Below are 12,925 nucleotides of genomic sequence, written 5' to 3'. Positions count from 1 at the left end.
AAAAATCCTTATGAGTAATCATTAATTATGGAATATCAAGAAATTTTTGAGAAAGTTAGAGATATTGTTGCTGAAGTTATAAAAATTGAGCAACAAGAAATTACCTTCGATTTTCCCTTGTTTCAGTCAGAAATTTATGATGAGCGACTGTATTGGTCTAGTAATAATTATGTTAGCCATGTTCTTCATTTTAAGGCGGAGGATAGTCAATATTATTTTTACAAACCAGTAATGGTAGGAGAAACAGGTGGATTAAATGCTGATGTAATATGTGGTGAATTAATTGTAAACTTTGAAGATATTGACTTTCCTGATGATATTTTTTTAGAGTTTGCTACAGTTAAAGTTGCTGTTGATTACATTCATCATAAAATCAACTAACGTTAACTTTCCTAAAAATTTGTATCAGTCATTTAACTTGAGTTTTTATCATGACAAGTCCATCTTTTATAAATGAAAAAAACCTTTATGAACAAGACTTTTACTTGTGGACACAAACAATTGCCCAGCAGTTAAAAGACAATAATTTTAATCAAATAGATATACCTAATCTAATTGAAGAAATTGAAAGCATGGGGAGAAGTGAAAAACGCGAATTAAAAAATCGATTAATTGTCCTATTAATGCACTTACTGAAATGGCAATATCAACCAGAAAAACGTAGTGAAAGTTGGCGCAGTACCATTTATGAACAACGTATCTGTATTGATACATTATTAGAAGATAGTCCCAGTTTGCAACCTCTAGTTGCAGAAGTATTTGAAAATTGTTATCAAAAAGCTCGTCTTAAAGCATCTGATGAAACAGGGATTAAATTAAATTTCTTTCCGAAAGAATCTCCGTTTACATTAGAAGAAACCTTAAAGAATACTTATTAAGTTGGAGGAAGGAATGAATTCTTATAATGTTAGGCGCAAATTATAACAAAGACCATAAGGAATGGCTTCACACTTTGGGTAATCTCACCCTAACACAATATAACTCTGAATTGTCTAACAAACCCTTTGAGGAAAAATTGAAAATTTTAAGGGCTAATAATGTAACTTTAAATCAGTATTTCCGAAATGTAGATGTCTGGAATGAAGAGGAAATCAAAAGGCGTGCTGAATATTTAGCTAATATGGCGATTAAAGTATGGCCTCGATAAAAGAAATTGTATGCGATCGCACCTTCGCACTTTGCACACAGACCTAACCCCCCAACCCCCTTCCCTGCTAGCGTTGGGGGAGAAATCCGGCTCCCCTCTCCGCTTCAAAGAGGGGTTGGGGGAGAGGTCAATCTATGCGATCGCACTTAGTAAATTAGGGATGCAATCGCTGTAAACTATTAAAGTCTAATTCGTCTGAGATTACTACCTTGTTCGATGAGATTTTGCAACGAATGCGGGATAAAGTTTCTTCTCGTCAGTATCTAATGACGCTACATGCTGAAGAAGAAATGAGCGATGATAATCTAACAATCTATGACATTGAACAAGGTATCCTTACAGGCGAAATACTGGAACGTCAAAAGGATAAAGTGACAGCAGAATCTAAATATCGTATCAGAGGTTTAACTCTTGATGCAGGGGAAGTCGAAATAATTGCAAAGCTAAGTCTAACTGGAAAACTTGTTATCATTACTGTATACATACCCTAATACCAGGAAAGCGGCAAATGCTGTGTGATATTTGTGGAAGCGAAGGTGTAAAAATCCGCCAAATTACTAGAACCTATGGTAAAGGTAAAGACCTGCTAGTAATAGAAAATATTCCAGTGATAACCTGTGCTGATTGCGGCGAAACTTATTTAACTGCTGAAACCCTTCACAAAATTGAACAAATCAAAACTAACCGTAAAGAATTAGCTGTTGAACGTCCTGTAGAAGTGGCTAGTTTTGGATCGTGAATAATTGCCAAAATTAAATATTACTTCAGCTATTCTCTCACTAATACACATTTATGGACTTCTACACAACAGTTTTGCGAAAGAGTGCGGGTTATTGGGTTGCTTTATGCTTAGAAAATGGACTGGTAGGACAAGGGGTAAATCAAGAAGCAGCAATCAAGCAACTTAATGAAGCGATCGCCTATTTTTTGTCAGTCTATAAAATCGAAGCTAATATTTACTATCCTTCACTCACTATAGAAGAATTAGATGAGTTTTTGGCAGTAGAAGACACTGAATAAGTATGATAAATCTTCAAGCTGAAAAAAGTTTATGTCAAACTGCGACGCCGAATAGGCCATCATAGACATTGCTTAATATTCTCAATCAGGAAAATCAAAACGAAATAGTCTTAATATCTACCCAGCTTTGTGAAAGATATTAAAGCGCTTAAAATTATACCATACTTTTAGTATATCAAGAGACTCGCCTTTGAAAAAACACCAAATACTGTGCAAGGAATGTATTTTATAAAACATAAGACTTCTTCGTAATTAAAGATAAATGTTTTTTTCACAAATTCCTCAAATTGTTTTGCTATAAACATAAACATAGGGCGAAAACCTTTAAGTAATTTAAAATTCACAAGTGGCTAAACATAGTTGAGGGATTAGTCATTTTTGACAATCCAGCATTTGGAAACCAGAAACCGTAAAGACCCTTTACCAATGAAATCGGAGGTCTATATGATGTTTAAAAAAATTATAGTTGCATTAGATCGCTCAGAAGTAGGACAACAGGTTTTTAAAGAAGCGTTGGGTTTAGCAAATTTAACACAAGCTAGCTTAATGCTAGTGCATGTCCTATCTCCCGAAGAAGAAGGTAGTCCTTACGTACCTATACTGTCTAATTTTGACTACTACCCAGGATTGAGCAGTCAAAACTTCGAGTTATACCAAAAGCAGTGGGATACCTTTAAAAATTTAGGAATCCAGATGTTGCAATCTTTCTGCGCCCAAGCTAACGCAGCAGGTGTAACTGCGGAATTTACACAAAATATTGGTAATCCTGGTCGCATCATTTGTGATTTTGCTCATAGTTATGATGCTGACCTAATTGTGATGGGGCGTCGGGGTCGTTCTGGGCTGATGGAACTATTTCTTGGTAGTGTAAGTAACTATGTTCTTCACCATGCTCCTTGTACGGTACATGTTGTGCATCTTTCAGTTACTCCTAAAACACATGAAGTTGTCAAAGAAACTACAAGCACTTTAAGTGTTAACTAACTACTAACATTGAATAAATCTGAGCAAGCCAAACTCTGAATTTGGTTGATTTTCGGCTAACTACTTCTCTCAATTTCCACAACCGATCCTTAACCGCACTGTAGTGGACTAAAATTGAGCGACACCGAATAGCCCGCCGTAGACATCGCTTCAGTGAGAAAGAAAAAGTCCGCTACCCAAAATTATAGTTGAGATCGAAAGTGGATTTATGAAAGAAGATACTATCCATATCGCTGGTTTTCACGCTCATGTTTACTTCGATTGCGCGAGTCGGGATGTAGCGGCGCGTGTACGTGAAGGATTGGGCGCTAGGTTTGAAGTGCAACTTGGACGCTGGTTTGACAAGCCCATTGGCCCTCACCCAAAAGGAATGTATCAAGTTGCTTTCTTACCAAATCAATTTGAGAAAGTCGTTCCCTGGTTAATGCTTAATCGTGAGGGATTGGATATTCTTGTCCACCCTGAGACAGGCGATGCTGTGGCTGACCACGCGGTTCATTCTTTATGGTTAGGAGAAAAGCTAGATTTGAATATTGAGTTTCTTCGACAGCTTAATTCAACTTTATCTAATTAAGAGAATCAGCCCACTTTATTGGGTAAAAGTTCTGGACTAGGGTGTATAACTTTTTATGTTAATTCATTTTAAGGAATGTGAAACCGATTGACCTTGAACCAAATTTAAATTATGAATTATGAATTATGAATTATATTGACTTTAATATTTAGTCAATTGCCACTTGCTTGAGTAAAGCTATCCACATATCGGACGGATCTGAGTAATAATCAACTTCCTCAACTTGATATTGATAAGATTCATAAGCTTCTCGTAAAATAATGCGATCGCAGGGTTTAATGCCTTTCCCGATTCCAGTCATATATCCGATCGTTCCTTCATTGAGGCGCTCAAATACGTAGTCGCTTCCACAAACTAGTTGGCTATAATCGTGTATTTTATGCTTCTTTTTTAATTCCTTTGCTGGAAAGTTAACTAGGGCTAACTTACTTAAAAAGCTAAAACTTAAGTTCATATTTGTCCTGATCAAAGACATAAGTGAGTTTTCCCCAAGAAAAAATCTATAACGAAGAGTTCTGGACTCTAACTGAATCTCAATTCCTTTCAATCACCAATCCAGAATTGAACAGGTGGACAATCTAGTTAGTAATTAACCACATTGACAGCTAATAAAGGCAATTTCTCATCCCATGTCTAATTAAGAAGTTCGTTGAGAAGGTGCTTAATAATTTTAAAAGAAGATAAATAATTTTAAATTATTTTTTCTTAAATCTTAATTTTTAGTTATTAATGTTTGAATTAATGTTTGAATTAATGTTTGAATTAATGTTTGAATTAATGTTTGAATTTACTCCATGATATCTTTTGTCCAACAACTATTTAAATTTACAGTACGACCAATTGCAGCTTCAACTGTAAAATCACCGAATTATTGGACAAGAATAGGTCAGAGATGACATTCTTTTGCTTAACTAGATAATCTTAAAATTTATAAAACTTTTATGTCTTGAGAATGTCGTCTATGTATATTTTTGAAGATAAATATGATCTAGTCTCTACTTGTGCTTTTTAGAGCTACATCAACCTGCTTCAGTAGTACTTCTAGGGTGGAAGAGTTATCTAAAACGACATCTGCATTAACCACTTTTTCTTCGATAGATAATTGGCTGTTGATCCTGGCTTGTGCCTGTTCTCTATTTAAATGATTTCGTTGTATCAATCTTTGTAGCTGTTGCTCTTGTGAACAACGCACTACCCAAATTTCTGTAACTAAATCAGTCATCCCAGCTTCAAATAATAGAGGTACTACTAACACTAGTGTTTGTGAGGAAGATAGGGCGATCGCTTCCTCAAAACGATCGCGCACATCAGGATGAATCAAATTGTCTATCCAGTTGCGTTCATCTTGACGATTAAAGATAATTTCGCCTAGCTTTTGGCGGTTGAGGCTGCTATCTGGCAATAAAATTTGTTCGCCGTAACGTTGAGCGATCGCACCAAGAATAGGCGAACCCAAAGATACTGCCTCTCTAGCATAAATATCTGCATCCAGAATCGCCAGCTTATAAGTGCTAGCCAAATAATTAGTGACAGTGGTTTTGCCTGTAGCAATACCTCCAGTTAAGCCGATTATACGTTTTGTCATTAGTCATTAGTCATTTGTTATTAGTTATTCTCCCTCATCTCCCTCATCTAACAATTTGTCGCCCATGTTATCAATGCTTGGGTTAAACCATCTAAAGTATATTCTTGGGCTTCTACATCCACACGCCTGAATAAAAAATGACACGTTTTGGAAGTTTGAGGTCCGATAGATGCAATACAAACGCCCTCTAATAATTGACTAGGATCATTGTCGGAAAATATCTTGTTAGTAAGTTCACAGAAAAATTGCACAGTTTTAGAACTGGCAAAAGTAATCACATCTATCTTGCGGTTTTGGAGAGCTAACTGTGCCTCTGGTGGAATACCAGTCGGACAACAAGATTGATATGCGGCAACTTCTATCACCGTTGCTCCTTTGAGAGTTAATTCCTTAACCAAAATTTCTCTGCCACCGCTTTCAACTCTGGGAAATAAAACCTTTTTACCATACAAATCCTCTGGGAAATTTTCTACTAAAGAATCGGCAATAAAATTGGGGGGAATAAAATCTGGTTGGAGAGAGTGTTGTTTGAGACAATAGGCTGTTTTCTCACCAACTACGGCAATTTTGACACCAGCTAAGGCCCGGCTATCTTTACCTTGGGCGATTAGCCTTTCAAAAAAGTAGTCTATGGCATTGGTAGAAGTGAGAATTAACCACTCGAAGTCAGATAAATGAGCGATCGCATTATCCAAAGCTTCCCAACTGGAGGGCGGGCCGATTTCTAAGGTAGGCATTTCGATGACTGTTGCACCTAATGCGATCAGGCGATCGCTAAATTGGCTCGATTGTCCAACTGAACGTGTTACTAAGATTGTTTTGCCACGCAGAGTCAGAGATGAGGGTAAGTTACTTAACATAGATTGGGGTATAAAAATACTCTCGTTCACAGCCGGAACCTGGGAATACCTTTCTTCAGGCTCCCGCGTGATAATTTCGTCTAGATATATATTCTCAGGTTTTAAGTACTTCCGTAGCCCAACAACTTGGCCAATAACAATTACTGCTGGAGAAAGGAATAATTCGGTAGTTTGTTCTACAATATTGTCCAGTTGCGCTGTCCAAATTTGTTGACGAGGAGTTCCTGCCCAACGGATGATGGCAATGGGTGTTAAGTGCGATCGCCCGTGTCGCACCAGTTGATGTACAATTTCTGGCAGATGTTGCCCTCCCATCAAAATTACCAGTGTCTCTAGCCGTGAGAGTGCCTCCCAGTCTAAAACTTCTGGTTCATGAGCAGTAAGCACTGCAAAAGTGCGACTCAACACCGGATCTGTGAGGGGAATTCCTGCTAACAAAGGTGCTGCAAGGGCTGAGGAAATTCCTGGGACTAGTTCAAAATCACAACCAGATGCTTTGAGCGCTTCAATTTCGGAAGTACAACGCCCAAAAATTAACGGATCGCCTGATTTTAGCCGTACAACTTGTTTCCCTTGCTGGCAATGCTTTACCAGTAACTTGTTAATCTCAGCTTGGGTTGTACTGGGTTTACCACCGCGTTTCCCAACATCTAACTTCAAACAATCAGGCGGTACGCACTGCAATAATTGAGCATCTACCAGGGCATCGTAAACTAAAATCTGAGCATTAGCTAAGAGATTGTAAGCTTTTACTGTCAGGTATGCCACATCTCCAGGCCCAGCACCTACGAGGTAAACTTTACCCTTTTCTTGAGTCTTAGTCATTTGTCATTTGTCAATAGTTATTCTTCCTGTGCTTCTTTCCTAGTCCCCAATCCCCTTTATTCAATTCGTTCGGATATTCATTTTTTCGATTAGCTGATCAATTTGCTCAACCATCTCCTTGTTTTCCTCAGCTTGGAATAACTCTCTGGCTTTTTTGAGATTAATGATCGCTTCTTCTAGCTGTTGTTCTCTTCCCAAAGCGATCCCCAAATTATAGTAAGTCAATGCATCATTAGGTACAAGGCTAATGGCTTTTTTGTAATGTGCGATCGCTTCTTGTGGTTTACCTTGATCGTCCATCGCATTTCCCAAACCTGTATAAGCTTGTGCATGTTTGGGATCGAGGCGAATTGCTTCGGTATATTCGGCGATTGCTTCTGTTAGCTTGCCTTGAGCGTAAAAAGCGCTTGCTAAATTATAATGAGCGTCTGCATAGTTGGGATCGAAGCTGATGGCTTTTTGGTAATGTGCGATCGCTTCTTCTAGTTTGCCTTGAGCGTAGAGAATATTTCCTAAGGCATTATAACCTGCGGGATTTTTTGGAGCGAGGCGAATCGCTGCTGTATATTCGGCGATTGCTTCTGTTGGCAATCCTATAGCATACAAGGCGTTCCCTAAGTAATAGTGAGCCTCTGCATATTTGGGATCAAAACTAATGGATTTTTTGTACTGAGTAACTGCTTCTGCTAGCTCACCTCGATCGTAGAGAGCATTTCCCAGACGCGTGTAAGTTGGGGCATAATTGGGTTTGAGGCGAATAGCTGCTGTATATTCGGTGGCTGCTTCTGTTAGCTTGCCTTGAGCGTAGAGAGCATTTCCTAAGTTATAATGAGCGTCTGCATAGTTGGCATCAAGGCTAAGAGCTTTTTTATATTGTGCGATCGCCGCTTCTAACTGATTGAGTCTTGCTAAAGTCAAACCCAAATTAAAGTATGCTCCAGAGTTTTTCGGATCAAGGCTAATCGCTTTTTTGTAATGTGCGATCGCTTCTTCTGGTTTACCTTGATCGTCGAGAGTATTTGCCAAAGCAATATAAGCTTCGGCAAAGTTCGGTTCTAGTTCAATTGCTTTCCGAAAAGCCGCCTCTGCTCTTTTGAAATCTCCTTTTTTGTAGAGATTGGTTCCTTGCTCAAAGTTAGCAACTGCTGCTTGATTTGAACTGGGAATTTTTGATAAAACAACGCCAATATCTTTGCCAAAGGCAGTATTCCCATTACTCAAACACAAGCAGATAATAGCTGCTACCATTAGATTCTTGTTTTTCAGCATTTTTATTACCTTATCTGCTTGGTTTACATATAATATCGAGTGCGGCTAATTGCCATCATAAAAACACCCTAGACCCTCCCTGTTTGCGGTGCTATACTATACCACACAAGTCTTGCTGCAACCATATCTTTATTAATAAATCTCGCACTGCTTTTCTATCCCGCCTCGGAATTCATTCCAAGTTCCATAGCTGAAGTCCACTCAAGTGGGCTAAACGATCAATTCAGTCCACTTGAGTGGACTTTCGCTATCAGCCCTGAACTTCAGTTCTGGGCGGGATTGCCTGTCTGTGTGACAGTTTCACTCTGACAAAAATGTGGGTAGAGAATTTTTCGACTTGTGTATACACAGTAGGCTTGCCAGGAGGGGAGTAAAAGCGTACCTTTGGCGGAGTTCTACCAGGAATTATAAGTGATTAACCTAACTTGATACAAGTCTAATCTCATATAATTGTCCATTTGTACACAATAGCTGAGGCTTTAATTAAAAGTAAAAAATCCTTTTTTAGGTAATTGCTGACATTTTTGTTTCAACAAGTTCAGCAATGGCTGCAATTAATTTTTCTGGGTTAAAAGGCTTGGCTAAATGCATCTGAAACCCAGCTTTTAGTGCTTCTTGCTCGTCATCGTTTCTCGCAAAAGCAGTCAAGGCGATTGCTGGAATTTGTCCACCTTGTTCTGGTGTCCAAGTTCTCACTTGACGGATGAACATATAGCCATCCATATCAGGCATACTAATATCACTAACTAACACATCTGGCTTTACCTCTGCTAAGGTTTGTAATGCTTCATTAGGAGAAGATAAAGCGATAACAAAAGCCCCATCTTGCTCTAATACAAAAGCAGCAAAATCTAGCGAATCAGCATCATCATCGACAACTAAAACCCGAACGCCAGCGAGAGGTAAAGACTTAGGAGTTAATAATACTGGATAGTTTTGTTCATCCGTCAGGTTTGGGCTTTCATCTTGCAGAAGCGGCAAACTAACAGTAAATGTTGCCCCTTTGCCTTCACCGTGGCTATCTGCTCTGACAATCCCGCCATGTATCTCGATGATATTACGCACAATTGCTAATCCCAGTCCTAATCCACCAAAACTTCTCGTAGAGGTGCTATCTGCTTGGCGGAAGTAATCAAACACGAATGGCAAAAACTCAGCGCTAATTCCCTTACCTGTATCGCTAACTATGATTTGAGCATAGCCATTAGCTTGCTTTAGTCGTACTTCTACCTTTCCTCCCTTGGGTGTAAATTTGATAGCGTTAGAAAGAAGATTCCAAACGACTTGCTGCAAACGAGTAGAGTCGCCCATAACTTGTCCCATCAGGGGTTCAAATACTGTAGTTACCTCAATCAACTTTGCTTCTGCCGCTAAACGCATTGTCTGTAGTGCGGATAATATTGTAGACTCTAGATTAATCTTGGTAATATCCAGTGTCAGTTTGCCCTGTAAAATTCTGGAGATATCTAGCAAGTCTTCAATGAGTTGAACCTGTAAAGTAGCATTCCGCTCGATTGTGGCTAGTGCTTCAGATGTTTTTGCTTGGTTTAACCTGCCGATTTGCAACAACTTTGACCAGCCGAGAATTGCGTTTAGTGGAGTGCGTAATTCGTGAGAGAGGACGGCCAGAAATTCATCTTTAATTCGATTGGCTGTTTCTGCTTTAGCTCGTGCTATTTGTTCTAATTCCAGCAGATGCGCCCGTTCTTCAAGTATTTGTTTTTGTTCGTGGATATCTGTACATGTTCCAAACCACTTCACTACAATACCTTGCTCATCTTTGAGCGGTAAACCTCGTGCTAGCTGCCAACGATAAGAGCCATCAGAAGCCCGTTTAAAGCGATATTCATTGTTATATATCGTGCTATCTTTTACAGCATTAGACCAAACTTCATCAGCCTTTTGGATATCATCTGGATGCAATGCAGCCAACCAACCAGAACCCAAAGATTGCTCTAATGTTAGCCCAGTGTATTCGCACCAATTTTGATTAAAAAACTCACATTCACCGTTAGCATTAGTTGTCCATACAAGTTGAGGAATTGCTTCAGCCAAGTAACGGTAGCGTTCTTCGCTTTGTCGAAGAATTTCTAAGATGCGTTGGCGTTCAAGGATTTCTTGTTGTAATTGCTCGTTGGTTTGAGTAATTTCATTGGTGCGAACAGCAACCATTTCTTCAAGGTGATTCTGGTATTTTCGTAGTTCCTCCTCTACCCGTAAGCGTTCGGCTATTTGTGTTTGAAGTTCTTGATTTGCTTGTTCTGATTGAACTGGGCTAGGAAGTGCCAGTGCTAGGGGAACTAGAGGTACAAGTTGTATTGCTGTAATTACGGATATTGTTGCAGTTACTGCTTTGACAAACCCCGACACCCAATAGGTTGGATGCCAAAGCGTCCAAATCTCTATTAAATGAGTGGTGCCGCAAGCTACGATAAATCCACTAAAGAGGAGAAAAATCCAATAAAAGGGCAAATCCTGCCGCTTGCGGACAAAGTAGAAGATTGTAGCTGGAATCGAGTAATAAGCTAGTGCTATGAATGCATCAGATAATATGTGTAACCAAACTAAATTCGTTTGCCATAGATAGCAGTGTCCATGTGGAATAAATGATCCTGATGTAAAAAAATTAGTCCACAATTCTGATATCATGTCTGACATAAACACTTTCTTTTTTTGAATCTATAGAATCTACTAAATTCCTTCATCCTCTAAACCCTAAATCAATTCATTATGCCTATGGAACTGATAGCGCATCAAATTGCAATTTTAAGGGCTACGAAGGCAGTGGTCAAACTTGCGAAACCTGCGGACACAATTACGGCAGAAACTAGAAAATTCCAAAACAAAAACCATTTTCAGCATCATGAGGAAAATGGTAATAAAATTAGGAGACAGAACAGGGAAATTGAATCCCCGTAATTTTAGCTTAACTTAAGATTTATTGGACTTCTCACTCATTTTATCTAACAGTTCAGTGATTTTTTTAGCTTTTTCAGGTTGGCGTTGTTTTTGCAATAAATCTTTAGCTTGTCGCAGGTTAATTTCAGCTTCATCTTCTCGCTCTTGCTGCATGAGAATATTTGCCAGACGCAAGTAAGCATCAGGGTTTTTGGGGCTGCGGCGAATCACTTCCCGGAATAATTCTGTTGCTTCCTCTACTTGGCCTTGCTGGTTTAAAACATCTCCCAAAAACAAGCGCACCACATCATTAGTAGAGTTGAGGGAAATTACCTTACGAAACGCGGCTTCTGCACCTTGGTAATCTTTTGCTTGAGCAAGATTGATTCCTTTTTGAAACAAGTCTGAGGTAATCAAGGTTTTCCAAGCGAAATAGCCAAGAATTGACAGACTAAGAACAACTACAACAGTAGCAATAATAGAACTAGTAGGAAAGGTTTCTAGCATTGTCTAAGCCAAAAGGCAGGCGATAGGAAAAATTAGATATTCCAGAAAAAATAGTTTCCAGATAAATTGATAGAATTGAGCGATCGCACTTTTATCTTGTAAGTCTACCGCCAAACTCCGCAACCACATCCAAAATAGCAGCGCTAAATGAGTAATTACCACAAATATGGGGTTAACTGAGGCTACATGTAGTACACCAACCAGAATTATTCCCAGATAGCAGGCAGTTATTACCCAAAGAGCTAGATTAAACACAGCTTGCGAACCGAGTTTGATAGTGAAAGTAGAGATATTGTAGAGGCGATCGCCTTCCATATCTGGTATATCTTTAAATATAGCGATCGCAAAGGTAAACACCAAGATAAATAACGTCAGCACCCACACCACAGGCGGAATTACTTGGCTTTGTTTCAGCACCCAACTATAATGCAAATACAATCCTAAATTAACAATTGTGCCGCGCACCGAAGAAATGCACAGCGCTGCCCAAAATGGGAACTGTTTCAAGCGAATTGGCGGTAATGAATAAGCACTACCAATGGACAAACTAATTGCTACCATGCCAAATAAGAATGGCCCCGTTAGCCACGCCACAACTAAGGCCAAAATCCCTGTCAAAGCGACAATTAATTGCCCCGTCTGTTGGGAAAACTCACCTGATGCTAACGGTAAATGAGGCTTATTAATCTTGTCAATATCAACATCTTCTAATTGATTCAGCCCCACAATATAGACATTGCCACACAGACAAGCAATCCATGTACCTAAGACAGGGAGTAGGGAATAGGGAGTAAACTTACCGTGAGCGTAGCCGAACGGGAATAGGGAATCAGTAGGATTATTAATTGCAATGGCAATAAAATACAAACCCAACACACTCAGACTTGTACCAATAATCGTGTGAGGGCGAGAGAATTTCCAAAAAGCGTATAACCAATGGAAATATGATTGAACGGGTTTGCGTGGCAAAGGGCTGTTTTGAAAACTCTGGCTCATGAGTACCTTAGATTCAGTATCCGGCTTATTGTTAACCCTGACTTTTCACGGTATTTAGAAAACCTTACTTCTGCTCTCTTTTGTTGTTGAGAAGTTTTGAACGAAGAGGCAGGGGGTTAGGTTTGGCGTTAATTTTTCCACATAACCTAAATTGTCAGATTGTTAACCATTGTCACAGAATTTGGTCATTAACAAGAGGCAAAGCTTTGGAGGCATTGTAGGGAGTGGCGGCTTAAACCCTTGCCACAGCCAGTCTTCAT

The 12,925-nt window shown here is 39.2% G+C and carries 15 protein-coding genes; 8 read left to right on the top strand and 7 right to left on the bottom strand.

Annotation, left to right across the window (positions count from 1 at the left end; genetic code table 11):
- The first annotated feature begins 27 nt into the window (after positions 1–27).
- From V7K73_RS14640 to V7K73_RS14605, 8 genes are all read left to right on the top strand, one after another.
- A complete protein-coding gene (locus tag V7K73_RS14640; protein ID WP_334881089.1) occupies positions 28–381 on the top strand; it encodes a hypothetical protein in 354 nt (117 codons plus the stop codon).
- A 50-nt stretch (positions 382–431) separates the two neighbouring features.
- Entirely contained in the window at positions 432–878 is a 447-nt protein-coding gene (locus V7K73_RS14635; protein WP_334881087.1) for a DUF29 domain-containing protein, read from the top strand.
- A gap of 26 nt (positions 879–904) precedes the next feature.
- Entirely contained in the window at positions 905–1,147 is a 243-nt protein-coding gene (locus V7K73_RS14630; RefSeq protein WP_334881085.1) for an HNH endonuclease family protein, read from the top strand.
- 233 nt (positions 1,148–1,380) lie between these two features.
- A complete protein-coding gene (locus tag V7K73_RS14625) occupies positions 1,381–1,638 on the top strand; it encodes a DUF4258 domain-containing protein (protein ID WP_334881084.1) in 258 nt (85 codons plus the stop codon).
- Between the two features lie 17 nt (positions 1,639–1,655).
- Positions 1,656–1,886: a type II toxin-antitoxin system MqsA family antitoxin gene (locus V7K73_RS14620; protein WP_334881083.1), complete on the top strand. Its 231-nt coding sequence runs from the start codon at positions 1,656–1,658 to the stop codon at positions 1,884–1,886.
- 53 nt (positions 1,887–1,939) lie between these two features.
- Complete coding sequence (locus V7K73_RS14615) at positions 1,940–2,167, top strand: type II toxin-antitoxin system HicB family antitoxin (protein ID WP_334881081.1); 228 nt, start codon at positions 1,940–1,942, stop codon at positions 2,165–2,167.
- 447 nt (positions 2,168–2,614) lie between these two features.
- Positions 2,615–3,151 carry a universal stress protein gene (locus V7K73_RS14610; protein ID WP_334881178.1) on the top strand — a complete coding sequence of 179 codons (537 nt, stop codon included), beginning with the start codon at positions 2,615–2,617 and terminating at the stop codon, positions 3,149–3,151.
- Positions 3,152–3,359: 208 nt separating this feature from the next.
- Entirely contained in the window at positions 3,360–3,725 is a 366-nt protein-coding gene (locus V7K73_RS14605) for a DOPA 4,5-dioxygenase family protein (RefSeq protein ID WP_334881079.1), read from the top strand.
- A 148-nt stretch (positions 3,726–3,873) separates the two neighbouring features.
- Here V7K73_RS14605 and V7K73_RS14600 read toward each other — a convergent pair whose 3' ends face one another.
- The 7 genes from V7K73_RS14600 to V7K73_RS14570 all read right to left on the bottom strand — a co-directional run bounded on the left by V7K73_RS14600 (position 3,874) and on the right by V7K73_RS14570 (position 12,665).
- Complete coding sequence (locus V7K73_RS14600; RefSeq protein ID WP_334881077.1) at positions 3,874–4,179, bottom strand: hypothetical protein; 306 nt, start codon at positions 4,177–4,179, stop codon at positions 3,874–3,876.
- A gap of 534 nt (positions 4,180–4,713) precedes the next feature.
- The gene (coaE, locus tag V7K73_RS14595) at positions 4,714–5,310 is read right to left on the bottom strand and encodes a dephospho-CoA kinase (RefSeq protein WP_334881075.1); all 597 of its coding nucleotides are present in this window, start codon (positions 5,308–5,310) and stop codon (positions 4,714–4,716) included.
- A gap of 47 nt (positions 5,311–5,357) precedes the next feature.
- Complete coding sequence (gene cobA, locus V7K73_RS14590) at positions 5,358–6,995, bottom strand: uroporphyrinogen-III C-methyltransferase (RefSeq protein WP_334881073.1); 1,638 nt, start codon at positions 6,993–6,995, stop codon at positions 5,358–5,360.
- Between the two features lie 60 nt (positions 6,996–7,055).
- A complete protein-coding gene (locus V7K73_RS14585) occupies positions 7,056–8,264 on the bottom strand; it encodes a tetratricopeptide repeat protein (RefSeq protein ID WP_334881071.1) in 1,209 nt (402 codons plus the stop codon).
- Between the two features lie 504 nt (positions 8,265–8,768).
- Entirely contained in the window at positions 8,769–10,922 is a 2,154-nt protein-coding gene (locus V7K73_RS14580; protein ID WP_334881069.1) for a hybrid sensor histidine kinase/response regulator, read from the bottom strand.
- A gap of 273 nt (positions 10,923–11,195) precedes the next feature.
- On the bottom strand, positions 11,196–11,669 hold the full coding sequence (locus V7K73_RS14575) for a tetratricopeptide repeat protein (RefSeq protein WP_334881067.1): 474 nt from the start codon (positions 11,667–11,669) through the stop codon (positions 11,196–11,198).
- Positions 11,670–11,672: 3 nt separating this feature from the next.
- Positions 11,673–12,665, bottom strand: a complete 993-nt coding sequence (locus V7K73_RS14570; RefSeq protein WP_334881065.1) for a homogentisate phytyltransferase — start codon at positions 12,663–12,665, stop codon at positions 11,673–11,675.
- Positions 12,666–12,925 lie beyond the last annotated feature (260 nt).

It is taken from the genome of Nostoc sp. (genome assembly GCF_036916975.1).
In the GTDB taxonomy this organism is placed as follows: domain Bacteria; phylum Cyanobacteriota; class Cyanobacteriia; order Cyanobacteriales; family Nostocaceae; genus Nostoc.
Note: the sequence above shows the minus strand (reverse complement) of the source record. Positions and strands in the feature narration are given on the sequence as shown.

Coding starts and splice junctions, on each gene's coding strand:
- V7K73_RS14620 (WP_334881083.1), top strand. CDS start 1,656: ATGCTGTGTGATATTTGTGGAAGCGAAGGTGTAAAAATCCGCCAAATT.
- V7K73_RS14600 (WP_334881077.1), bottom strand. CDS start 4,179: ATGAACTTAAGTTTTAGCTTTTTAAGTAAGTTAGCCCTAGTTAACTTT.
- V7K73_RS14640 (WP_334881089.1), top strand. CDS start 28: ATGGAATATCAAGAAATTTTTGAGAAAGTTAGAGATATTGTTGCTGAA.
- V7K73_RS14635 (WP_334881087.1), top strand. CDS start 432: ATGACAAGTCCATCTTTTATAAATGAAAAAAACCTTTATGAACAAGAC.
- V7K73_RS14585 (WP_334881071.1), bottom strand. CDS start 8,264: ATGCTGAAAAACAAGAATCTAATGGTAGCAGCTATTATCTGCTTGTGT.
- V7K73_RS14630 (WP_334881085.1), top strand. CDS start 905: ATGTTAGGCGCAAATTATAACAAAGACCATAAGGAATGGCTTCACACT.
- coaE (WP_334881075.1), bottom strand. CDS start 5,310: ATGACAAAACGTATAATCGGCTTAACTGGAGGTATTGCTACAGGCAAA.
- V7K73_RS14605 (WP_334881079.1), top strand. CDS start 3,360: ATGAAAGAAGATACTATCCATATCGCTGGTTTTCACGCTCATGTTTAC.
- V7K73_RS14575 (WP_334881067.1), bottom strand. CDS start 11,669: ATGCTAGAAACCTTTCCTACTAGTTCTATTATTGCTACTGTTGTAGTT.
- V7K73_RS14615 (WP_334881081.1), top strand. CDS start 1,940: ATGGACTTCTACACAACAGTTTTGCGAAAGAGTGCGGGTTATTGGGTT.
- V7K73_RS14580 (WP_334881069.1), bottom strand. CDS start 10,922: ATGTCAGACATGATATCAGAATTGTGGACTAATTTTTTTACATCAGGA.
- V7K73_RS14570 (WP_334881065.1), bottom strand. CDS start 12,665: ATGAGCCAGAGTTTTCAAAACAGCCCTTTGCCACGCAAACCCGTTCAA.
- cobA (WP_334881073.1), bottom strand. CDS start 6,995: ATGACTAAGACTCAAGAAAAGGGTAAAGTTTACCTCGTAGGTGCTGGG.
- V7K73_RS14610 (WP_334881178.1), top strand. CDS start 2,615: ATGTTTAAAAAAATTATAGTTGCATTAGATCGCTCAGAAGTAGGACAA.
- V7K73_RS14625 (WP_334881084.1), top strand. CDS start 1,381: ATGCGGGATAAAGTTTCTTCTCGTCAGTATCTAATGACGCTACATGCT.